The sequence below is a fragment of the Burkholderia sp. AU30198 genome, from assembly GCF_020419825.1.
In the GTDB taxonomy this organism is placed as follows: domain Bacteria; phylum Pseudomonadota; class Gammaproteobacteria; order Burkholderiales; family Burkholderiaceae; genus Burkholderia.
The window spans coordinates 184,245-206,016 of record NZ_JAIZSA010000011.1; the positions used below are offsets into that span (position 1 = coordinate 184,245).

17 protein-coding genes are annotated in these 21,772 nt (G+C 67.7%); 6 read left to right on the forward strand and 11 right to left on the reverse strand.

What is annotated here, in order from left to right; genetic code table 11:
- Positions 1-52: 52 nt before the first annotated feature.
- The 5 genes from LGN19_RS23890 to LGN19_RS23910 form a co-directional block, all read right to left on the reverse strand.
- On the reverse strand, positions 53-508 hold the full coding sequence (locus tag LGN19_RS23890) for a TIGR00725 family protein (RefSeq protein WP_122949640.1): 456 nt from the start codon (positions 506-508) through the stop codon (positions 53-55).
- Positions 509-578: 70 nt separating this feature from the next.
- Entirely contained in the window at positions 579-1,409 is an 831-nt protein-coding gene (locus tag LGN19_RS23895; RefSeq protein ID WP_226217492.1) for an ABC transporter permease, read from the reverse strand.
- A 10-nt stretch (positions 1,410-1,419) separates the two neighbouring features.
- Positions 1,420-2,508, reverse strand: a complete 1,089-nt coding sequence (locus tag LGN19_RS23900) for an extracellular solute-binding protein (RefSeq protein WP_122948207.1) — start codon at positions 2,506-2,508, stop codon at positions 1,420-1,422.
- Between the two features lie 26 nt (positions 2,509-2,534).
- Positions 2,535-3,578, reverse strand: a complete 1,044-nt coding sequence (locus LGN19_RS23905; protein ID WP_175222461.1) for an ABC transporter ATP-binding protein — start codon at positions 3,576-3,578, stop codon at positions 2,535-2,537.
- A 7-nt stretch (positions 3,579-3,585) separates the two neighbouring features.
- Entirely contained in the window at positions 3,586-4,332 is a 747-nt protein-coding gene (locus LGN19_RS23910; protein WP_374102117.1) for an ABC transporter permease, read from the reverse strand.
- Between the two features lie 268 nt (positions 4,333-4,600).
- On the opposite strand from LGN19_RS23910, the gene LGN19_RS23915 reads away from it, so the two are divergent.
- Positions 4,601-5,497 carry a LysR substrate-binding domain-containing protein gene (locus LGN19_RS23915; protein ID WP_174963213.1) on the forward strand — a complete coding sequence of 299 codons (897 nt, stop codon included), beginning with the start codon at positions 4,601-4,603 and terminating at the stop codon, positions 5,495-5,497.
- An 88-nt stretch (positions 5,498-5,585) separates the two neighbouring features.
- On the opposite strand, the gene LGN19_RS23920 is transcribed toward LGN19_RS23915, so the two are convergent.
- Positions 5,586-7,262 carry an alkaline phosphatase family protein gene (locus tag LGN19_RS23920; RefSeq protein WP_226217493.1) on the reverse strand — a complete coding sequence of 559 codons (1,677 nt, stop codon included), beginning with the start codon at positions 7,260-7,262 and terminating at the stop codon, positions 5,586-5,588.
- A gap of 314 nt (positions 7,263-7,576) precedes the next feature.
- Between LGN19_RS23920 and LGN19_RS23925 the strand changes: the two genes are divergently transcribed.
- Positions 7,577-7,801 carry a hypothetical protein gene (locus LGN19_RS23925; RefSeq protein ID WP_164462743.1) on the forward strand — a complete coding sequence of 75 codons (225 nt, stop codon included), beginning with the start codon at positions 7,577-7,579 and terminating at the stop codon, positions 7,799-7,801.
- A 59-nt stretch (positions 7,802-7,860) separates the two neighbouring features.
- Here the strand turns inward: LGN19_RS23925 and LGN19_RS23930 are convergent, their stop codons facing one another.
- Together LGN19_RS23930 and LGN19_RS23935 are read right to left on the reverse strand one after the other, a co-directional pair.
- On the reverse strand, positions 7,861-11,661 hold the full coding sequence (locus LGN19_RS23930; RefSeq protein ID WP_226217495.1) for a DUF748 domain-containing protein: 3,801 nt from the start codon (positions 11,659-11,661) through the stop codon (positions 7,861-7,863).
- A gap of 148 nt (positions 11,662-11,809) precedes the next feature.
- The gene (locus LGN19_RS23935; RefSeq protein ID WP_226217497.1) at positions 11,810-13,246 is read right to left on the reverse strand and encodes a DUF1254 domain-containing protein; all 1,437 of its coding nucleotides are present in this window, start codon (positions 13,244-13,246) and stop codon (positions 11,810-11,812) included.
- A 340-nt stretch (positions 13,247-13,586) separates the two neighbouring features.
- Between LGN19_RS23935 and LGN19_RS23940 the strand changes: the two genes are divergently transcribed.
- From LGN19_RS23940 to LGN19_RS23950, 3 genes are all read left to right on the forward strand, one after another.
- On the forward strand, positions 13,587-13,838 hold the full coding sequence (locus LGN19_RS23940; RefSeq protein ID WP_226217499.1) for a toxin HicA: 252 nt from the start codon (positions 13,587-13,589) through the stop codon (positions 13,836-13,838).
- Positions 13,835-14,158, forward strand: coding sequence for a type II toxin-antitoxin system HicB family antitoxin (locus tag LGN19_RS23945; RefSeq protein WP_174963222.1), 324 nt, complete (start codon positions 13,835-13,837; stop codon positions 14,156-14,158). Before LGN19_RS23940 ends, LGN19_RS23945 begins: the two co-directional genes overlap by 4 nt.
- Before the next feature lie 215 nt (positions 14,159-14,373).
- Positions 14,374-17,454 (forward strand): heavy metal translocating P-type ATPase, encoded by a 3,081-nt coding sequence (locus tag LGN19_RS23950; RefSeq protein WP_226217501.1) that lies wholly within the window; start codon positions 14,374-14,376, stop codon positions 17,452-17,454.
- Positions 17,455-17,768: 314 nt separating this feature from the next.
- Here the strand turns inward: LGN19_RS23950 and LGN19_RS23955 are convergent, their stop codons facing one another.
- The 3 genes from LGN19_RS23955 to LGN19_RS23965 all read right to left on the reverse strand — a co-directional run bounded on the left by LGN19_RS23955 (position 17,769) and on the right by LGN19_RS23965 (position 20,349).
- Entirely contained in the window at positions 17,769-18,248 is a 480-nt protein-coding gene (locus tag LGN19_RS23955; RefSeq protein WP_175222454.1) for a GNAT family N-acetyltransferase, read from the reverse strand.
- A gap of 183 nt (positions 18,249-18,431) precedes the next feature.
- Positions 18,432-18,587, reverse strand: coding sequence for a hypothetical protein (locus LGN19_RS23960; protein WP_006481665.1), 156 nt, complete (start codon positions 18,585-18,587; stop codon positions 18,432-18,434).
- A 175-nt stretch (positions 18,588-18,762) separates the two neighbouring features.
- Positions 18,763-20,349 (reverse strand): flagellar hook-length control protein FliK, encoded by a 1,587-nt coding sequence (locus LGN19_RS23965; RefSeq protein WP_226217502.1) that lies wholly within the window; start codon positions 20,347-20,349, stop codon positions 18,763-18,765.
- Between LGN19_RS23965 and LGN19_RS23970 the strand changes: the two genes are divergently transcribed.
- On the forward strand, positions 20,348-21,715 hold the full coding sequence (locus LGN19_RS23970) for a tyrosine-type recombinase/integrase (protein ID WP_226217504.1): 1,368 nt from the start codon (positions 20,348-20,350) through the stop codon (positions 21,713-21,715). The two genes, LGN19_RS23965 and LGN19_RS23970, sit on opposite strands and share 2 nt — an antisense overlap.
- Positions 21,716-21,772 lie beyond the last annotated feature (57 nt).

Below are 21,772 nucleotides of genomic sequence, written 5' to 3' on the forward strand. Positions count from 1 at the left end.
TAGGATTCCTATTTATACAGATGACATCAGGCGATACCGCACATCTCCAGACCTACGCCGAATCAGTGAGCCACCGCGCGACACGCGCGACGAGCGGATCCGTTTCGTCGAAGCACTCGACGCCCGCCACCGGCGGCGCGTCGCAAATCGTGAACACCGGTTTGCCCCACTGCAGCCCGAGCGCGATCTCGGACAGCGTGCCGAGCCCGCCGCCCACCGCGATCAGGCACAGCGACGCGCGCGCGATCAGCGCGTTGCGCGTGATGCCGAGCCCGGTCGGCAGCGCGACCGTCAGATACGGGTTCGCATCGCGCGCATCTTCTTCGGGCAGCAGCCCGATCGCGCACCCGCCGGCCGCATGCGCACCACGCGCGGCCGCCTCCATCACGCCTTGCTTGCCGCCGCCGACGATCGCAATGCCCGACGCCGCGAGCGCATGCGCAACCCGCTCCGCGACCCGCATCTGCTCGCCGGTCGCGTCGCGCGGGCCGATCACGCCGACCGGCATGCGATGCCGCCGCTCGCCGCGCTGCCGCTGCGCGAGTTGCGCGAGCGCGGCACGCGCCGCTTCCGACCACTCAATGACGTCGTTGCCGAACAAGGCCTTCCCCCAATGCAAGAACACAGGTGCAGATGGCCGTCAGCACGATCGACAGCACGGCCGCCTGCGAGAAATCGGTTTGCCCGTCCGACAGCTTCAGATACATCAGCAGCGGCAGGATGTTGATCTGCGTGCCGGCCAGCGCGAGCGCCGTGCCGTAGGTGCCGAGCGCAATCGCCGTGACGAGGCACCACGCGGACGCGACCGACGGCCACAGTTCGCGCCACGCGACGTCGAGCCACGCGCGCCACGGCCGCGCGCCGAGTGTCAGCGCCGCTTCGAGCGGCCGCCGGTCGAGATTCGCGAGCGCCGGATAGATCATCAGCGCGACCCGCGGGATCAGGTAGTACGCGTACGCGACCGCCAGCCCCGGCATCGTGTAGATCGCGCCGCCGAGCACGTTCGGGTCCGCGCCCAGCGATGCCGCCAGCGTGGTGACGAAGCCGGCGCGCCCGAACGCGAGGATGAAGCCGTACGCGATCACCAGCCCGGAGAACGCGAGCGGCACGCCGAGCAGCGCGAGCGTCCAGTGGCGGCGGGCCGGCGACTGCCCGGCCAGCGCGAACGCAACCGGCACACCCACGCCGACCGACAGCGTGCCGGCGCCAACCGCCAGCGCCAGCGAGCGCACGATCGCATCGGCGACGAGCGGATCGCGCAGCACCGCGGCGAACGCGCGGCCGCCGTCCGTGAAGGCCGAGCCGACGAGCGCGGCGAGCGGCAGCACGAAGCACACCGCCAGCAATACCGCAGCCGGGGCCGCGCCGAAGCGGCGCAGCACGCCGCGTTCCGCGAGGGAGGTCTGCATCGCGCGCTCCTTAGTTGCCGAGCGTCGCCTGCGACCAGAGCTGGTCGACCTCGGCCTTGCGCGTCGCCGCCTTCGCCACGTCGAGCGGGCGCACCTGCGGCGCCTTCGGCAGCTTCGCCGCGACGTCCGGCGCGACCGGCGTGCCGGGCACGGCCGGCCGCACGAAGCCCTGCGCGAACAGCGCCTGCCCGACGTCGCTCATCACGAGGTTGAGCCAGAGCTGCGCGGCGGAAGGGTTCGGGCCGTTCTTCACGAGGCTCATCGCATACGGCGCCGACACGCTGCCGTCCTGCGGAATCACGACGTCGGCCGCATCGCCCATGCCGTCGACATATTTCGCCTTCAGGCCGTCGTTCTCATAGCCGATCAGGATCGGAATCTCGCCCTTCACGAACTTCGCATACGGCGTCGTGCCCTCGACGCGCAGCACGTTGCCCGCATTCTTCAGCTTGCCGAAGAATTCCGCGCCCGGCTTCGGATTCTCGACGCTCCCGCCGTTCGCGTACGCGGCCGCGAACACGGCAACCTGCCCCTGCCCGGTCGAACGCGGGTCGAGGTAGACGACCGCGTTGCGATATTCCGGCTTCAGCAGGTCGGACCAGCGCTGCGGCACGTTCTTCACGAGCTTGCGGTTGACGAGGAACGCGATGTTCAGCGAATGCACCGCGAACCAGCGGCCGTCCGCCGAGCGGAACACGTTCGGCAGCTTGTCGAAGTTGACCGGCTTGAACGGCGCGACGACGTCCTTGCTCTCGGCATCGAGCGCCGACGCGGCGAAGTAGTACGCGGTATCGGCCTGCGGACGGCGGCGCGACTTGTCGAGCGCGACCACGGTCGCGGCCGAGCCGATGTCGTTGTAGGTGATCTCGACCTTCGGATAGCGCTTGCGGAATTCGGCGAACAGCGCCTTCCAGTTCGCCCATTCGGGGCCCGTGTCGAACGACACGACGAGCCCTTCGTCGGCGGCCTTCGCATACAGCGCGTCCTCGCCCGGATACAGCGGCGCGGCGTGCGCCGGTGCGGCAGCCAGCGCGGCGAGTGCGCACAGCGCCAGCATGCCGGCGCGCAGGGTTTTCACAAGGGGTTGGCCTGCAAGCATCGGGGATCTCCGTTGAATGAAAGGGGTCATTGCGCGGCCGGCGACGCCGGTAGCACGAGCAGATGGCGCGGTTCGATCGCGATGCAGCGCGTGGCCGTCACGCGGCCTTCGCACAGCAGCGGGTCGGCCGAACCGGTGGGAATGAAGTCGTAGCGCTGCGTCGCGCCGAAGTAGCGCACGTCGCCCGGACGGCCGTCGATACGGTTCACGCCGGGCCCCGGCGGATCGGCTTCGACGTGCTCGGGCCGCACCAGCACCTCGATCTCGGCGCCCGGCCGGTGCGCGCCCGTCTCGACGCGCAGCGTCGCGAAACGCACGTCGACCGTGTCGTGCGCGATCACGCGGCCGCGCAGCAGCGTCGAATGCCCGACGAAGCGCGCGACCTGCGCGGAAGCCGGCCGCTCGTACAGGTCGCGCGGCGTACCGACCTGCAGCACGCGCCCGCCGTCGACGATCGCGACGCGATCGGCCATGCTCAGCGCCTCGTCCTGGTCGTGCGTGACGAGCAGCGTCGTCGCACCGCATGCGCGCTGCAGCGCGCGGATTTCATCGCGCAGCTGATGGCGGATGCCGGCGTCGAGTGCCGCCAGCGGCTCGTCGAGCAGCAGCAGCTTCGGTTCGATCACGAGCGCACGCGCCAGCGCGACGCGCTGCTGCTGCCCGCCGGACAGCATCGCGATGCCGCGCTCGGCATGCGCCGACAAGCCGACGCGGTCGAGCATCTCCGTCGCACGCCGCCGCCTGGCGTCGGCCGCGACGCCGCGCATCCGCAGCCCGTACGCGACGTTGTCGGCTACCGACAGGTTCGGAAACAGCGCGTAGTGCTGGAACACCATGCCCACCTCGCGTCGCCACACGGGCACGCCCGCCATGTCGTCGCCGCCGATCGCGATGCGGCCGCTGCCGCCGTCGAGCAGGCCGGCTGCGAGCCGCAGCAGCGTGGACTTGCCGGACCCGCTGCGCCCCATCACCGCGAGCAGCTCGCCTTGCGCGGCGGACAGCGTGACGTCGTCGACGCCGTGACGCGCGCCGGGATACTGGAAACTGACGTGTTCGAATTCGAGACTCATGACTGGCTCACTTCATGCGTTGTACGGTGCCGACCGACACGAGTGTCGCGAGCACGGCGAGGACGAGCAGCACGACGGTAGCCGCGCACGCCATCCCCGACGCGCCGTAGAACGCCTGCAGCAGCACGATCGGATAGTTGCGGTAGCGAAAGCCGGCGATCAGGTTCGAGATCTGGAATTCGCCGATCGACAGCGCGGCCACCATCACGAGCCCGGAAAACAGGCTGTGCCGCAGGTTCGGCAGCACGATCGTGAAGAACTGGCGCAGCGGCGTCGCGCCGAGGGTCGCCGCGCAGGCTTCGAGGCGCGCGAGCCCGAGGTGGCGCAGATCGCTGAGTAGCGTCTGCAGCAGGTACGGCAGCGTCAGCACCGCGTGGGCCCCGATCATCAGCGGCAGCGTGCCGAGCCACGGCAGCGTGTCGCCGCTGAAGATCGCGATGTAGCCGAAGCCGAGCGTCAGCGCGGGCACGGCCACCGGCATCAGCATCACGATGCGCGTCGCCATGCCGCGCCCGGCCTGCGCGCGGTGATGCAGCGCATAGGCGAGCGGCAGCCCGATCACCGCGTTGAGCGCGCAGCACGCCAGCGCGACCGTCAGGCTCACGCCGAATGCGCGAGTGAAGCTGCGGTTCGCGGCGAGGTCGGCGAACCAGTGCCCGGTGAAACCGGTCGGCAGCAGCGTGTTCGTCCACGACTGGCCCACCGAGCCGACCAGCAGCAGCGCGATCGGCAGCAACAGGTAGAGCCCGAACATCGCGACGAGCGCGTTCAGCAGCAGGCGTCCGGCGCTCGGACGCACGGGCCTGTTACGCGGAATCGGAACACCATCGGCCAGTGCCGGGGCGGTAGACGCAGGCATGGAAACACTCGCGGGCAAGAGAGACAAAGACGCCGCGCAACGCCCGCCGGGCGGGGCTGTCACGCGTTTTCGGGATGGCTGCAGTGTGCGGTTTCGACATGGCATCGTCATGAAAAAAACGTACAAAGCCCGCATTGATCTGTGCGCCGAAGGAATAGTCGCGATGAAGCACCTGTATCCGAACGTCGCGGAACTGCACGCGTTCGCGAGTTCTGCGAAGTACCTGAACTTCTCCTACGCGGCCCGCGAACTGGGCCTGACGCCCAGCGCGGTCAGCCGGCAGATCGCGAATCTCGAGGCGCTGTTCGGCGTGAAGCTGTTCGTGCGCGAAGGGCGCAGCCTCGTGCTCACGCGCGCCGGGCAGGTGTACCACGCACGCGTCGTCGGCCCGCTGCGCGAGATCGGCAACGCGTCGATCGAACTGCTGAGCGCACGCGAGAACAGCGACCTGCTGACGATCGCGAGCGTGCCGACGTTTACGACCAAGTGGCTCGTGCCGCGGCTCACGCGTTTTCTCGCTGTCGCGCCGAGCGTCACGCTGAGCTTTCGCCGCCATCTCGCGCACGGCGACATCTTTCCGTTCGGGCTCGACGCGGCGATCCGCTATGGCGACGGCGCATGGGAAGGGGTGCGAAGCGATTACCTGGACGGGCGGACCTTCGTGCCGGTCTGTTCGCGCGAGTTCGCGGAGCGGCACGCGTTGCGCACGCCCGCCGACGCCGTGGCGGCGCCGCGACTCGTGCACGAGCAGGCGGAAATCGCGTGGTCCGCGTGGGCGGAACGCCATCGCGCCACGCAGATGAATGCGCTCGCCGGGCCGCGCTTCGAACAGTATTCGGTGCTGATCCAGGCCGCGCAGGCGGGGCTCGGGCTCGCGCTCGTGCCGCACTTCCTTATCGTCGACAATCTCGCGGCCGGCACGCTCGTCGAGCCGTTCGACGCGCCCGTCGACGTCGACGCGCAGGGGCACTACCTGTGCTACGCGCCGGAGCGCCTCGAGACGAGCGAGGCGTTGCGGCACTTCAGGGCATGGATGCTGGACGAATGCGGGACCGCATGAGCCGGACCCGCATCGTCATGTAGCAGGACGCGCGCCGCCGCGCGTCCCGCGCCGGACACCGCCCGGCGGCGGCGTCCGGCAGGCGTCGTCAGTGGTCGATACCGAGGGCCGGCAGCACGCGCGTGTTCTCGGCCACCACCGCATGCAGCAGGCGCGGGTTCGCGCCGAGCAGCCCGAGGATCGTCGGCGCGACCTGCTTCGTGCCGACGACGTCGGTCACGGTGCGTGCACGATGGATGCCCGGATACGACACGAGCAGGCCGAGGTGGCTGTCGTCCGGCGCGTTGCCGCCGTGCTCCTCGTCCTTCTTCGTGCTCGACGTATAGATCACACCCGGATTCGGCTGGACGATGATGTCCGGCGTACGACCGTTGGCCGGATCGCCGAAGCGCTCGGCCAGCGCCGCGCCGTACAGGATGTACGCCTGCGAACCGTCCGCGCAGATCCCCGGTGCGTTGCAGCCGAGGTTCGCCTTCAGCGTCTGCACGACGGCCGTGCGCTGGTTGCGGTCGCGCAGCCAGATCAGGCCGACGTCGTCGGTCTGCACGAAGCCCGTGTCGACGAGGCCCGAACCGTCGTTCAGGTTGCCCGTCGTCGTGTTGGCCTGGCCGAAGTTGCCGTTCGGGTCGAGGTAGTTGTTCGTTTCGAGCAGCTTCGTCAGCGTGTCGCCGTTCTTCACGAGCTTGGTGCGGTCGGTCGGCGACTGGCCATGCTTCGACGTGACGATCACGGCCGTCGACGAATACAGGTTCGCCTGCTTCAGCGCCGCAACGACATGGCCGATCGAGTTGTCGACATACGTGATCGCGTTCGCGACCTGCCCGTTCGGCGTGAAGTTCGCGTCCATGTAGCCGCCGCCCTTCGTCACCACCGCCTTCTGCGCGACGCTCAGCGTCTGGAAGTCGGCGCCGAACAGCGTCGGCACCGGCGCGCTCTTCGTGCCCGTCGAGTCGCGGCCGTTGATCTGGTTGATCAGCGCCTGCACGTGCAGGTTGTCGAATTGTGCGGTGTGCGAATAGACGTCCGTGTAGTCCGTTTGCGTCGTCGCGTCGATCGAGTTGATCTCGGTGCGCATCATGTCGTCGACGCCGGTGCCCGACGGGCCGTTCAGCCAGTCGTAGCCCCACGCATGCTTGTCGGCCCACGCGGTGTGCGCATTCGGCACGCCGGCCTTCACGGCTTCGAACACCGTGTTGGTCTTCACGTAATTGTGCGGATAGACCGGCACGCACTGGCCGTTGACCTTCGCATGCGGGATCGCCTGCGGGTTGAACCCGCCACCGCCGTCGAGGTGCACGAGCTTGCCGCCGTTGAACGCATCGATGCCGGTCGTCTCGTCGAACACGACGTTCCAGCCCTGCTTGCCCGAGCACGTCGTGTCGCCCGGTGCGTACAGGTTGCGGTCGTACGACACGTCGTAGAACAGGCCGGCCGTCTTCGGCGAGCCGCCCGTCACGAGCGCCGCGAGACCCGGGAACGAATCCGACAGGCCCGGCGTGTACGCGTTCGTGTACGTCACGCCGTGCTGCGCGAGCACCGCGATGTTCGGACACGTGTTCGCGCCGATGCAGCGCGCGAGATCCTGCTCGTGCAGGCCGTCGACGCTGATCAGCAGCACGTGCTTCACGACACGGTGGCCATGGCCGCCGTCCTCGCCCTGACTGTCGCCGTCCTGCTGCGCCGCATAGGCACCCGCGCTTGCGAGCGCCAGCGCGCCTGCCACCATCACCACCAACTTCCGCTGCTTACCAAGGAAAGACATCATCACCCCACCTCATCGATTGACGTTGAACTGCGTGACTTGCCATCAAGCGCGCAAAATATCGCCGGATCGTGGGGCGCTCGCATGAACCGCGGCTTACTGTTTTCTATCAAACGTAACCAATCGCAAGCGACACGAAGCCGTCGCAATGCAAGGTGACCTGGCGCACATTGCGACGTGCGCGCTTGCCCGCTGGCACTGCTCCGGTGCATCGGTCAAAAGGTACGTATGGCGCCGGCGGCCACGCGATTTTTTTCCGCGTGGCGCACGACTTATTGGCGTGTGATAAAGGGTTTTCCCTGACCCGGAGCACGAGTATGTCGACCCTGGAAGCTCTCCGGTTCGTGCTGGACGATGCACGCACCCCCGAAATCATTCGCCACCACGTCGTCGACGCGTTGCAGTACGCGTTACGCAACTACGGACAGGTGTTCACCGCGAAGGAAGTCGAATGGCTGGCGCAGTGGGACGATGCGCGTCTGCCGCTGGCCGCGAAGAAGGAATTGGACAAGCGCGAAGAACCGGCGATCGCCGTGCGCTGAAGGAAGCACGCCGCCGCGCCCGAACGGATGAACGGACGCAGCGGCGGCGGATGGCCTGCTTACTGCAGGCCGAAGTCGACGCGGGTCGTCGCGCCCTTGTCCTCGATGCCCTTCGCGTCGAGCTTCGGCGCGACGACGAACACGCGGCTCGAATCGATCTTCCCGTCGAGGTACTGGCGCACGGCCTGTGCGCGCTGCTGCGCGAGCGCACGCAGCGCGTTGTCATCGGCCGGCGCATGGTCGGCGAGCGCCTTCTTCATGTCGGCGTCGGGCAGCGTCTTCTGCAGGCCGACCAGGTTGCGCGGCTTCTTGAAGTCGGCGGCCTTGTACGCACGCGTCAGGTACTTGCTGTACTCGGCCGGCTCGACCTTCACCGACATCGGGTCGATGCTCTCGCCCTGCCCGACCACGTCCTTCAGCTTCTGCTGACGCACCAGCCGCTCGACGTACGCGTCGCCGAGCCCCGACGTGTCCTTCGTCGGATCGACACGGCCGATCAGGTCGAGGCGGATCGACGGCTTCTCGGTCAGCATCTTCACGACGGTGTCGAGCTTCTTCTGCTGCGCGTCGTCGAGCTGGTACGAGCCCGGTGCGAATTCGACGTAGCCGAGATCCTCGCCGCCGCTGCCGAATGCATGCGCGAGCAGCGAGAACGGTGACGTGACGGCCTTCGCGATCAGGTTCAGCACCGCGCGCCAGATCAGCCCGCCGACGCTGAACTCCGGATTCGACAGCGAACCGGACACCGGCAGGTTCACGTCGATCTGGCCGCGCGTGTTCTTCAGCAGCGAGATCGCGAGCTTCACCGGCAGCTTCGTCGCCGTGTCGTTCTCCACATGGTCGCCGAACGTGAGCTGGTCGATGAAGATGTGGTTGTTCGCCTTCAGCTGGTCGTTCTCGAGCGCGTAATGCAGGTCGACGTTGAGCTTGCCCTTCGTGATCGGGTAGCCGGCGTACTTCGCCGAGTACGGCGTCAGGTTGGTCAGCTCGATGTCGTGCGCGGTCGCCGTGAGGTCGAGCGCCGGCTTCTCGATCAGCGGGTTCACCGAACCCTTGATCGAGATCGGCCCGTTGCCCGCGAGGTTCGCGGCCACGTCGACCGGCGCGGACGTCGTCGAATCCGTGCCGAACGCGTCGACCGTGCCCTTGATCGCGACGAGGTTCGCCGTGTAGTTCGGCTTGATGAAGTTGTCGGTGTACGTGACGCGGCCGTTCTGCAGCAGCAACTCGCCGAAATGCATCCGCACCGGGTTCTGCGGCGGCGTCGCCGCCTTCACGACCACCGTCGCGGACGCGGCGGCCGGTGCGGACGCCTGCTGCGCGGCGGACGCAGCCTGGGCGGCGGCCGGCGGCGTCATGCCCGGCGACAGCGGCACCGGTTCGCTCTTGCTCGCATCGCGCGTGAGCGACTGCGCGGGGCCCGATTCCTTCGCGACGACGTCCTTCAGGTTCAGCCGCCCCTGCGCATCGAGCAGCACGCGGCCGTAGAAGTTGGAGAACGTCACGCGCGATGCGTCGACATCGGTGCCCTTCTCGTCGTAGTTCGCCTTCAGGTTCGTCAGCGCGAGCGAGCGCCAGCCGGCGAACGGGTCGGAGGTCGCCTTGTCGAGCATCCGCACGTCGACCAGCGCGACGTCGCCGCGGTAGGTCGCGCGCGGCGTGTCCTTCACCTGCGCGAACGTCAGGTTGCCCTGCGCGTTGAGCAGCGCGCTGGCGATCGTCGCGTTCAGCGCGCTGCCGAAGTACGGCTCGAACGCGGCCGCGTCGAGGCGGTTGCCGTTGATCTTCAGGCCGAGTTTCAGCGGCTGCGCGGTCACGTCGCCCGTCACGTTCAGCGAGCCCTTGCGGTTCAGCGTCGCCTTCAGCTGCACGGGCAGCGGCTTGGTCATGTCGTCGCTGATCTTCTGCACCGACAGGTCCAGCGGCTTGATCGCCAGCTTCACCGGGCGCGGCGTCGACAGGTCGGTGAAGTTCGCGGACGAATCCTTCACGTTCAGCGCGTCGATCCGGTAATGCCACGACGGTGCAGCAGCCTCGGCCTTGCGCGCGACCGTGCGCTTCGGCACCGACGCCTGCGCGGGTTCGGCCAGCGCCGCGAGGTCGATCTTGCCGTCCTTCAGGCGCTGCACGTCGAGCGCGATCCCGCTGGCGTCGACGCTCGCGATCTCCGCGGTGCGCGTGGCCACGTCGACCTTCGCGATCTTCGCGCTCGCGTCGGACAACACGATCGCGGGCGCCTTCGCGTCGGGCGTCGCGATCTTCAGCGACTTCAGGCTGATCGTGCTGTCGGCCACCTGCGCGGCGAGCGGCGTCTTGCCCCAGTCGGCCTTCGCGTTGACGGTCGCGCCGAGCGTGCCGTCGAGCACGCGCGCACGCGTCGCTTCGCCGAGGTACGGCTGCAACGCCGGCAGCGCGAGCGCGGCGACCGTCAGCTTGCTCTCGGCCTGCTTCTCCGCGAGATTGAAAGTGCCTTCGGCCGTCACGTCGCCGCCGCGCGACAGCGACGTCGACAGCGTGTATTTCGCAGGCGTCTTGCCCTGCATCGTGAAACCGTCGAGCGTCGCGGCGAGCTTCGTGAGCGACAGCGCGGTCGGCGTCGCCGGCACGCGGTCGTCGACGTTGACCGTGCCGCCGTCGATCGCGAAATGACGGATCGTCAGGTCGAGCGGCGGCGCCTCCTTCGCGTCGGCTTCGACCTTTGCGCCGCTGGCGGCGGAAGCAGAAGCGGCAGCGGAAGCGGCAGCGGCGCCCGACGCCGCCGGCTTGCCCTCGGCGGCCTGCGATGCGGCGGCCGGCGGCGCGGCGAGCTTCTCGACGTTCAGCACGCCCTGCTTGTCGCGCGACAGGTCGACCACCGGCTGGTCGATCCGGATCTCGTCGAAGTGCATCGCGTTGCGCAGCGGCTCGAGGCTGGCCGCCGCGACGTGCACGCCGCGCGCGGCGAACAGCGGCGCGGACGCATGGTCCGTCACCTTCGCGTCGTTCAGGTCGACGGTGCCCGATACGCGCAGCGCGGGCGTCTCGCCGCTCATCACGAAATTGACCTTGAGGTCGCTGCTCAGCAGGCCGCTCGTCACGGCCACCGGCAGCTTCGCCGGCACGTACGAGATCAGCTTCGGCACGTCGAGGCCGTCGAATTTCAGCGCGATCTCCGATTCGCGCGACTGCGCGAACGGCTTGGTCTTGCCGTCGATCGCGATCGGGCTGCCGTCGAAACGCGCGCGCAGCTTCGGTTCGACGAAGATGTCGGTCTTCGATGCCAGCGTCGCGATATACGGAATGCCGACGGTCCAGTTGTCGACGACGTGCTTTTCGTTCAGCAGACGGTCGTCGAAATCGATCCGGCCGTTGTTGACCTGGATGTTCGACACCGAGAACTGCGTCGGCTTGCTTTCGGGTTTGGGCGACGGCGTCGAGAACTTCTCGATCAGGTCGGTGAAGTTGAAGCGCTGCGCGTCGTAGCGGACGATATGAAAGCGCGGCGAATCGAGGCGGACTTCATTGACGATCGGCGCGCCGCGGAACAGCGACGACCACGACGGCCGCACGACGAGCTTCGCGATGTCGATGAAGTCGCCCTGCCCGCCTTTGTCGCCAAGATGGATGCCGTCGGCTTCGAGGTTCAGCGTGTACGGGTTCAGCGCGATGCGCTGGATCGTGGCGGGCCGGTCGAGCTGCTGGCTCAGCTGCTGTTCGGCGATATGGCGGATCAGCGGCGGCGCCGCGAAGAACCCGAGCAGTCCGAATAATACGAGGAAGATCAGCAGGCCGATGCCGATGCGCCGGGTGCGGCGCGAGCGGGCAACGCCACCGAGGGCATGGAGGGTCGAGGATACGGTTTCTTTGTCTGCGCTTGCCATGCTTGAATGCCTCGGGATGGAATGCCGGGCCGCACCGGACAACCGGGCGGCCACGCACGCTATCCCGAAAGTATAGGCTCAGGAGGTGACGGTACGGGGTTCGGGCGCCGCCGCGCCCGCCGGTCGGACAACGCCGCCGGTCATCCGTTCATTTCCGGACGATGACGGGCGGCATCCACGAACCGTCGCTCGCCTGCGGCTTCGGTGCGTACAGGCGCAATGCGAGTGCGAAATCGGCGCGCGGCGCCGGCAGCCAGTTGGCCGCATGCGCGCCGCCCGGCGACGCCGACACGACGATGTCGATCGAGCCGTCGTGGTTGCGGCGCAGCCGGTCGCGATCGCCGAGCGAGCGGCGCGCCGACCCGACGTCGGGCAGCGCACCGTTCGTCGAATAGGGCGTGAGCGTCCAGAACGCGCGCACCGGCGGCAGCGCGCCCGGCGCGAAATGCAGCATGTAGCGGTTCGCACCGTTCAGCGGATGGCCGTCGCTGTCGACGCGGACGATTGCGAGCGTTTCGTCGTCGCGCGTCGCGGTGCCGAATTGTGTGTAGGCCGCGTACGCGCGCAGCGTGTAATCCTGACCGTACTTGCCGGCCGTATCGCCGATCCAGCTCCAGCCGTTCGCGTTCAGCAGGTTCGACGGCGGCGTCGCAAGCCGCGCGCGCGCCTCGGCGACGCCGGCCGTCGCGGCCGTGAGGCGGTCACCCGTCCACAGCACCGGATAGCCGGCCGACACGCCGATGTCGCCGAGCAACGCCTGCGCGTGCGCGTCATCGGCCGGTGCCGGGTTGTCCTGGAGCGCCTGCGCGAAGCGCGTGAAGAACGCCTTCGGGTCGAGTGCTGCCACCTGCTCGGCCGGCGTGCCGCCGCCCACCGCTTCGGACGGCGCACTGCCCGCATGGACCGCAACCGACGCGCCGCGCGCGGCGCCCGTGTAGACCGACAGCGGCACCACGCGGATCGCGCGCTGCAGTTTCTTCACGTTCGTCAGGTCGCGCCCGCCGCTCGTCTGCAGCCGGACTTCGAGCCACGCGTTGGCCGACGGGACGTCGATCCGGACCGCGCCCTTCGGCAGCGTGCCCTGCCAGTCCTTTGCGGCGAAGGCAATCGTTTGCGATCGCGCGCCGCCGCGGGCACCGCGTGCCGCCACGCTCGACCCCGACCACAGCACGTTCGTCCACATGTCGAGCGCACGCGCGTCCCAGTAGCGGCCGCGCGTATCGGGCAACGTGACGATCACGGGTTCGGTGGCAACGTCGAGCCAGCCGGTCGAGTCGAGCGTGTCGACGCCCGGCAGCGGCGGATTGACCGCGCCGACGGGCGGCAGCGCCTGCGCGTGGCGCAGCGTGTTGAGGGGCGCCTGCCCCGGTTGCGCGCCGTCGCCGCCCGTCGCCGCTTCCTTCGCGACGTCCATCAGCACGAGCGGATACGCATAAACATAGGAGTCGGCGACTTCCGCGCGCATCCAGCCGGTTTTGCGCTGGATCGCATCCGGTTGCGACGCGCACCCCGCCAGCAGCAGCGCCATGGCCAGCGGCGCGCACGCGCGCCGCAAAGCGACGGATTCTCGTAGGTTTTCAATCATTGATTCTGGCCGAATATTCTTTCTTTTCAGTCAACGCCCGGTTCGGCTCGAAAACGGCGAACCCGGGCACCTCAGCCCGCCCGGATGGCCGTTTCGTCACGTTTCGCTACGGTGGGCGCTGATGTCAGCGCCGGTATCATAGCGCCTAAGGGCATCCCCCAATATGCCGAATAACAGGCGGGGCTTAGCTGCGGCATGGGGGCGTCCCCGATATTTCGTCCGAGCGGCCCGATAAATCGGGGCGAGATTGAATCGATTTCAGCCAGCGCCGGACCGATCCGAACGCGAAGCGAACCGCCGTCCGGATTGACGGATGGTGTCACTATTGACACCATTCGGTATGGCACGCGAATGGAAGATCCTCGAGCAAATGAGGTGCGAGCCCGCGAACGTGCGATTCAACGATCTGTTCGAGGTCTGCGAGGTGCACTTCGGACCGGCCCGCCAATCCGGTTCAAGCCATGCGATTTTCAAGACACCGTGGCAAGGCGACCCCCGAGTGAATATCCAGGACGATCGAGAGAAAGCAAAGGCTTATCAGGTGTGGCAGGTTCTCGACGCGATCGATCGACTGAAGGAACAGAAATCATGAACCAAGACCACTTTACGTACCGCGTAACGTGGTCCCCGGAGGACGGGGAGCACGTCGGCCTGTGCGCGGAATTCCCCTCTCTTTCGTGGCTCGACGGAACGCCGGAAGGCGCACTGGCCGGCATTCGCCAACTCGTCGCCGAGGTCGTGCGCGACATGACCGCGAACGGCGAGAAAGTGCCCGAGCCGATCGCCGACCGAACCTACAGCGGTGAATTCAAGGTCCGCATCCCGCCGCAGGCGCACCGCGCGCTGGTGATCCAGGCCGCCGAACAAGGCGTCAGCCTGAATCGTCTCGCAAGCGCCAAGCTCTGCGCCTGACCGCGCCACCACGCTCGCCAATATGACTTGCCCGGCGTTCCGCGTGGAGGCCGGGCATCCGCTTTTTCGGGACCGTGGCACCCTGTGTGCATCGACAACCTCGAACCGAACCGCCCGACCTGCGTCACATCGTCTTTGCCGCTTGACCTTACCATCATGGGAATGTTGATACTGGAACCATTCGCGGCATGAACCGCGCATTTGGGGAATCCGACATGACTGAACCACTCGCCTCCGCCGCACTGCAAACGATCGAACTGAGCGTCGACGGCATGCATTGCGGCGGCTGCACGGGCCGCGTGCAGCGCGCGCTGGCCGCCGTGCCGGGCGTCGTCGACGCGACGGTCGATCTCGATGGCCACTCGGCGACCGTGACCGCGCAGGAAACGATCGACGCCGCGCAGCTCGTCGATGCGGTCGGCGCTGCCGGCTACCGTGCGGCCGTGCGCGAGCCGGCGCTCGAAGCCACCGTGCCCGTGCCTCGTGCCGATACGTCGCCCGTGGCCACGCCCGCAGCCGCTTCGACCACCCGCCAGCCGCTTCAGGCTGAAACCACGATCGAACTCGATATCGACGGCATGACCTGTGCGTCGTGCGTGTCGCGCGTCGAAAAGGCGCTGGCGAAGGTGCCGGGTGTCACGCGTGCGTCGGTCAATCTGGCCACCGAACGCGCCACCGTCGATGCCACGGCGGAGGTTTCCGCTCTGAAACTGGTGGAAACCGTGAAACAGGCCGGCTACGGCGCAACGCCGACCATAACGGATGCAGGCGTCGCCGCGTTCGTCCCTTCGTCGCCTGCCGCACCCGCCAGCATCGAACTCGACATCGACGGGATGACCTGTGCGTCCTGCGTGTCGCGCGTCGAAAAGGCACTGGCGAAGGTGCCGGGTGTCACGCGCGCATCGGTCAATCTGGCCACCGAACGGGCCACCGTCGACGCGGCACCCGACGTGACCGCCGCACGGCTCGCCGAAGCCGTGAAACAAGCCGGCTATGGCGCGACGCCGGTTGCCGGCGCGGCCATCCTGCCGGCAGCTCCGACTGCCTCCGCCGATCTCGAACTCGACATCGGCGGGATGACCTGCGCGTCCTGCGCCGGCCGCGTCGAGAAGGCGCTGGCCGCCGTGCCGGGCGTCGCGCGCGCTTCCGTCAACCTCGCGACCGAGCGCGCATCGGTGCATGGCGCCGGCGCGCTCGACGCGGCCACGCTGATCGCGGCCGTCACCACCGCGGGCTACCGCGCGTCGCTCACGGCCGCGCCATCGGCCGGTGCCACGGCCGGCGCGGACGCACAACCGGCCCGCTCCGCGCAGGATCCCGATGCGCGCAAGCGCCGCGAAGCGGTTCGCGAACGCAACCTCGTGCTCGGGGCCGCCGTGCTGAGCGCGCCGCTCGTCGCGCCGATGCTCGTCGCGCCGTTCGGCGTCGACCTGATGCTGAACGGCTGGCTCCAGCTCGTGCTCGCATCGATCGTCCAGTTCGGCTTCGGCGCGCGCTTCTATCGTGCCGCCTGGCATGCGGTGAAGGCGCGCGCCGGCAACATGGACCTGCTCGTCGCGCTCGGCACGTCGGCCGCGTACGGGCTGAGCCTGTGGATGCTGCTGCGCGATCCCGCGCATCCCGGCCACCTGTATTTCGAGGCGTCGGCCGTCATCGTCACGCTGGTGCGCTTCGGCAAATGGCTCGAATCGCGCGCGAAGCGCCAGACCACCGACGCGATCCGTGCGCTGAACGCGCTGCGGCCCGACCGGGCGCGCGTCGTCGAGCACGGTGTCGAACGCGACGTGCCGCTGGCGCAGGTGCGCGTCGGCACCCGCGTCAGCATCCGCCCCGGCGAACGCGTGCCCGTCGACGGCCGGATCGTGTCGGGCCGCTCGCACATCGACGAATCGCTGATCACCGGCGAAAGCCTGCCGGTACCGAAAGACGACGGCGACCCCGTCACGGCCGGCTCGATCAACGGCGAAGGCGCGCTCGTCGTCGAAACCACCGCGATCGGCGCGGAGACGACGCTCGCGCGCATCATCCGCCTCGTCGAATCCGCGCAAGCCGAGAAGGCGCCGATCCAGCGGCTCGTCGATCGCGTGAGCGAGGTGTTCGTGCCGGCGATCCTCGGCATCGCGGTGCTGACGCTGGCCGGCTGGCTGATCGCCGGCGCCGGGACGGAAACCGCAATCCTCAACGCGGTCGCAGTGCTCGTCATCGCGTGCCCGTGCGCGCTTGGCCTCGCCACGCCCGCCGCGATCATGGCCGGTACGGGTGTCGCGGCCCGGCACGGCGTGCTGATCAAGGATGCGCAAGCGCTCGAACTCGCGCAGCGCGCGACCGTCATCGCGTTCGACAAGACCGGCACGCTGACCGAAGGCAAGCCGTCCGTGACGGCGTTCGAAACCGTCGGCGTGCCGCGTGACGAAGCGCTCGCGCTCGCGGCGGCGGTGCAACGCCAGAGCGACCACCCGCTCGCGCGCGCCGTGGTCGCCGTGCACGACGCCGACGTTGCCGCGCGCGGCAGTGCGGTGCCGTCGGCCGTCGCGGCCGATGCGCGCGCGGTGGCCGGACGCGGCGTGGAAGCGCGCGTCGGCGGGCAGTTGCTCGCGCTCGGCAGCACGCGCTGGCGCGACGAACTCGGCATCGCGGTACCGCCCGCGCTCGACGCCCGCGCGGCGGAACTCGAACGCGCGGGCAACACGATCTCGTGGCTGATGCGCGCCGATGCGCCGCGCGCGTTGCTCGCGCTGATCGCCTTCGGCGACACCGTGAAGCCCAGTGCTCGCGACGCAGTCGCGGCACTGTCGGCGCGCGGCATCGCGAGCGTGCTCGTGACGGGCGACAACCGCGGCAGCGCGGCAGCCGTCGCGGCGGCGCTCGGCATCGGCGAGGTGCATGCGCAGGTGCTGCCCGACGACAAGGCGCGCGTCGTCGCCGAACTGAAGCGCACGCACGGCGGAATCGTCGCGATGGTGGGTGACGGGATCAACGATGCGCCCGCGCTCGCCGCGGCCGATGTCGGCATCGCGATGGCGACCGGCACGGACGTCGCGATGCACACGGCCGGCATCACGCTGATGCGCGGCGATCCGGCGCTCGTCGCCGACGCGATCGACATCTCCAGACGCACGTACCGGAAGATCCAGCAGAACCTGTTCTGGGCGTTCGTCTACAACCTCGTCGGCGTGCCGCTCGCGGCGCTCGGCTGGCTGAACCCGGTGATCGCAGGCGCGGCGATGGCGTTTTCGAGCGTCAGCGTCGTAACCAACGCGCTGCTGTTGCGGAGATGGAAGGGCCGCGCGCGGTAATGCGTGGCGGTGGCGCGAGCCGGTGACGTGTGTCGTTGGCGATTGCCGAACGGTCGGATGGCCGTTCGGCGTTTGGCGTTTGGCGTTTGGCGTTTGGCGTTTGGCGTTTGGCGTTTGGCGTTTGGCGTTTGGCGTTTGGCGTTCGGCGTTCGGCGTTCGGCGTTCGGCGTTCGGCATTCGGCGCTTGGCGCTTGGCGCTTGGCGCTTGGCGCTTGGCGCTTGGCAAACAGGAAAGATCGTGAGGTCGGCCAGCGTTGGCCAGTCGCGGCGAGTCGAATCGCCAGCGCTTGACGGCGCGGCGCCGGCCGGTGGATTCAGTCCGAAACGACCGGCTTGATCAAGGTCGTCGTGATCGGCACGAAGCCGCACGCGCGATACAGCGCACGGGCCGCCGCGTTGTGGTTGAACACCGACAGCCCGATCTCGGTGACGCCATACCGGCGCGCCTCCGCGTCGAGCGCATCAAGCGTGCGCGTGGCCCAGCCCTGGCGGCGCCGGGACGGGGCGATGTCGAGGTCGTAGATGAACAGCGTGCGGTTCGGCCCTTCGGGCACGATCGCGTACCAGAGGTCGCCCACCGTGTCGCCGCTGGCGGCGTCGATGAGCATGACGAGGGTCTGGCCGGAGGTTCGAAGGCCGTCCGGCAGCAGCGTGTCGAAACAGGCGCGCGCCCGACTGGCCGCGTCTTCGACAGCATTCTGTCCGGATGAAACGAGATCGTGCGCGTAGCCGTCGATGGCTCGCGTCCGGTACGCGTGGAATTCGCTGGCCGTCATCGGCCGCATCTGCAGCATGGCCCGGTCACCGTGAACGGAATCGGACTTCCAGTGTAGCGGGACGGTCGCGCCGGCGCGCGATGCAGCGGCGGAAAGCGGACGGGCAGGTGCGGCGGGCGCCGCGCTGAATCAGCGAATCAGCGAATCAGCGAATCAGCGAATCAGCGAATCAGCGAATCAGCGAATCAGCGAATCAGCGAATCAGCGACGATACAGGACGATCGGCACGAGGTGCGCACGGCGCACGCGCTCGGCTTCGGCACGACGCGCAGCGTACGAGTATTCGGCGTCGAGCGGCAGGTGCGGGGATACGAACAGGTCGTCGATCTTTTGCAGCAGGGCGAGGATGAAGCTCATGTGAGACTCCTGACAGATATGGCTAGGGTTTTCCCTTAGATTGACTCCATTCTAAGGGTTTTCCCTGAATTCTGCCAGCACACCGCATCAGTTTGCCGCATGCGCGCGACGGCCGATCGCCGATGCAGAACGGCGATCCTTGCTCCGTCTAGCCTCTAGGATAGGGTCGAAACGATTAACGCACGCGACGAGCACGCTTCGCGACGGCCGCCTCGCGATTCGCATTGCGCTGCAGCCGGTCGACTTGCGACAGCAGCGCTTCGTGATGCTCCTCGAGCGTCATCAGCGTCGCCTGCTGCGTCGACAGATCGGCCGCGAAGCGATCGATCCGCTGCTGCTTCGTGGCCACGTCCTGTTTCAGGTGCGCGATCTGCCGCGTTTGCATCACCAGCGCGACGAGCCCGGCCAGCACGACGACAGCCAGCGCCAGCAGCAGACGGTTGACGCGGCGCATCTCGCGATCGGCCACGCGCGTCAGCCCGTCCACGTCGGCCTGCAGGGCGGCGAGCCGGTCGGTCAGCGGGCGCAGGTGCGTATCCGGATCAAAGGCCGGCGCGGTCGGCTGCGCGCGTTCCGCAGACGGCTTCGTGACGAAGGATGCAGCGGAAGCCATCGGCTGCGTGACCGGGGAAACGGTGGCGTCGGCCGACGGTGCGGCGTCATGGGCGTTCGCGGGGTTCGCGGGGTTCGCGGGGTTCGCGGGGTTCGCGGGGTTCGCGGGGTTCGCGGGGTTCGCGGGGTTCGCGGGGTTCGCGGGGTTCGCGGGGTTCGCGGAGTTCGCGGAGTTCGCCGTGTTCGCCGTGTTCGCCGTGTTCGCCGTGTTCGCCGTGTTCGCCGTGTTCGCCGTGTTCGCCGTGTTCGCCGTGTTCGCCGTGTTCGCCGCCACCACCGGCTTGGCCGGCTGCACCAGCGTCTGCGGCTCGACCGTCGACACCGCGTCCGGCGTCGGGTTCGACCCAGCAGCTTCCAGCGCCGTATCGACGCTCGTCACGACCGGCGCGGATTGCGCCGCTGTCACGTCGCTTGCACCGGCAGCCGCCCGGCGTTTGCCGCCAGACGACGCACGACGCCCCTTCACCGCATCACCGGAAGATCGCCCTTCGCGGGATTTGACCGTGGCGGCATCGACAGCAGCCGTCTCGACTTCACCACCAATCGCTTGCGATTCGGTCGCCTTCGCCGCAGCACCATCTGCCGCTTGCAGTTCGGTCGTCACTGTCGCGACGCCGTCGACCGCAGGCACATCCGCGGCCTTCGCTGCAACGCCATCGGCCAGAGGAACATCGACTGCCTTCACCGCAACACCGCCAGTAGCCGGCGCAACATCAACGTTCGCGGCATCCCCGCCTTCAGGCGCCGAAACACCGTGTACCACCGTCGCGACTTCCTGCGTCACCGCACCGTCAGCCGCTTCAGCATGCCCTGCCGCGGTCGCCCTCCCGGTCGCATCGAACCCGTCCAGCGCGGCCTGCCGCCCGGAGGCCACATCGTCCGCGATATCGACCGCCGCATCGGCTTGCGCGCCCGCTTCGTCGCGCGCCGCAACCGGCGCGCGCTCACCCGGCTCGAGCACCGGATCGCCGAACAGGTCGAGCGTCCGTTCGTCCCGCGCGCCCTCGCCGGCCGGCGCACTGCCGGACCGCGCCGTCGCCCTCGCGGACGTACTGCCCGCGGCAGCAGCCGAGCGCGGGCGGGAACGGGCCGACGAACGATTGGAACGGGAGTGGGAGGGGGAGCGAGGCGAGGAAACGGATTCGGTCATGTCTGCCAAATTATTGTCCGAGAACATCCATCAAAATCCAATCATCTTCAAACGAATCAATGACTTGCATCATCAACTTGTCCAATTTACTCTAACACTATCCAGCCCAATCCAGCGACTCTCGATGGGCTACATGATGGGCCGAAAAGCGATGCTAACCGACAAACAAGCCAAAGCGCTCAAACCAACCGACAAACCAGTCTTCGACGGAAAGGTGACCGGACTGCTGCTGACCCCGACGAAGTCGGGCTGCAAATGGACCCTGCGCTTCACCAGCCCCGTGACCGGTAAGCGACGCGACGCAGGTCTCGGCACCTACCCCGAAATTTCCATCGCTGAGGCGCGTGAGAAGGCGCTCACCATGCGGAAACTCATCGATAGCGGCGAAGATCCGATCGACCAGCGTAATCGGGATCGCGAAGCGGCCAGTGTTGCCGCCGCCGCGCTAACGTTCGAGAAAGCTGCCCGCCAGGTCCATGACGAACTTAAGCCCAGTTGGAAGAGCGAAAAGCATGCAACTCAATGGATCAGCAGCCTAGAAGCCTATGTCTTTCCTAAGCTCGGCAACCGCAAGCTCGACGCGATTAGCCCCGGTGACTGTGCAGACATCCTGCGCCCGATCTGGCTGACGAAGACTGCTACAGCCAGCCGCACTCGTCAACGCATGCATGCCGTCATGCAGTGGGCCTGGGCACACGGCCATATCGCAGCGAATCCCGTCATGGCCGTCGACGACATCCTTCCCAAACAGTCGACCAAGACAACACATCAGCCGGCGATGCCGTGGCGCCAAGTGCCGCAATTCGTAACCACTCACCTCGCAAAGCACACGCCTACCGACAGTACGCGTGCCGCCTTGCTTTTCCTGATACTTACAGCAGCCCGCAGTGGCGAAGTGCGGGGCGCGACGTGGGACGAACTCGATCTGGTTGGACGTGTTTGGAATATCCCGGCGGGTCGCATGAAAGCGAAGGAACCGCATCGCATCCCGTTGTCCGAGAAGGCGCTAACACTTGTCAAAGTGCTAAAACAGCATCAACCGCACGAAACTCTAGTATTCCCTTCGGCACGCGAAAAAGTGCTGAACGACATGACATTGACAGGATTTCTCCGTCGCACCAAAGCCGAGAGCGATACGCCCGGCCGAGTTGCTACCGCTCACGGCTTCCGTTCCAGTTTCCGGGATTGGGCCAGCGAACACGGGTACGCGCGCGACCTCGCCGAACGCGCACTAGCTCACGCAGTCAAGAATCAGGTCGAGGCCGCATATCATCGTACCGACCTATTGGAGCAACGAAGGCCACTGATGGAAGCTTGGGCAAAGCATGTCTCATCGGTCACCCGTTGCCAGCGCCATGCTCCATGACCGCGATCGTCGACGCCGCAAAAAGGATGGCTCGTTTTGCGACGCGGAGAGCGGCTC

Coding starts and splice junctions, on each gene's coding strand:
- LGN19_RS23890 (WP_122949640.1), bottom strand. CDS start 508: ATGCCGGTCGGCGTGATCGGCCCGCGCGACGCGACCGGCGAGCAGATG.
- LGN19_RS23895 (WP_226217492.1), bottom strand. CDS start 1,409: ATGCAGACCTCCCTCGCGGAACGCGGCGTGCTGCGCCGCTTCGGCGCG.
- LGN19_RS23900 (WP_122948207.1), bottom strand. CDS start 2,508: ATGCTTGCAGGCCAACCCCTTGTGAAAACCCTGCGCGCCGGCATGCTG.
- LGN19_RS23905 (WP_175222461.1), bottom strand. CDS start 3,578: ATGAGTCTCGAATTCGAACACGTCAGTTTCCAGTATCCCGGCGCGCGT.
- LGN19_RS23910 (WP_374102117.1), bottom strand. CDS start 4,332: ATGTTCGGGCTCTACCTGTTGCTGCCGATCGCGCTGCTGCTGGTCGGC.
- LGN19_RS23915 (WP_174963213.1), top strand. CDS start 4,601: ATGAAGCACCTGTATCCGAACGTCGCGGAACTGCACGCGTTCGCGAGT.
- LGN19_RS23920 (WP_226217493.1), bottom strand. CDS start 7,262: ATGATGTCTTTCCTTGGTAAGCAGCGGAAGTTGGTGGTGATGGTGGCA.
- LGN19_RS23925 (WP_164462743.1), top strand. CDS start 7,577: ATGTCGACCCTGGAAGCTCTCCGGTTCGTGCTGGACGATGCACGCACC.
- LGN19_RS23930 (WP_226217495.1), bottom strand. CDS start 11,661: ATGGCAAGCGCAGACAAAGAAACCGTATCCTCGACCCTCCATGCCCTC.
- LGN19_RS23935 (WP_226217497.1), bottom strand. CDS start 13,246: ATGATTGAAAACCTACGAGAATCCGTCGCTTTGCGGCGCGCGTGCGCG.
- LGN19_RS23940 (WP_226217499.1), top strand. CDS start 13,587: ATGGCACGCGAATGGAAGATCCTCGAGCAAATGAGGTGCGAGCCCGCG.
- LGN19_RS23945 (WP_174963222.1), top strand. CDS start 13,835: ATGAACCAAGACCACTTTACGTACCGCGTAACGTGGTCCCCGGAGGAC.
- LGN19_RS23950 (WP_226217501.1), top strand. CDS start 14,374: ATGACTGAACCACTCGCCTCCGCCGCACTGCAAACGATCGAACTGAGC.
- LGN19_RS23955 (WP_175222454.1), bottom strand. CDS start 18,248: ATGCTGCAGATGCGGCCGATGACGGCCAGCGAATTCCACGCGTACCGG.
- LGN19_RS23960 (WP_006481665.1), bottom strand. CDS start 18,587: ATGAGCTTCATCCTCGCCCTGCTGCAAAAGATCGACGACCTGTTCGTA.
- LGN19_RS23970 (WP_226217504.1), top strand. CDS start 20,348: ATGTCTGCCAAATTATTGTCCGAGAACATCCATCAAAATCCAATCATC.
- LGN19_RS23965 (WP_226217502.1), bottom strand. CDS start 20,349: ATGACCGAATCCGTTTCCTCGCCTCGCTCCCCCTCCCACTCCCGTTCC.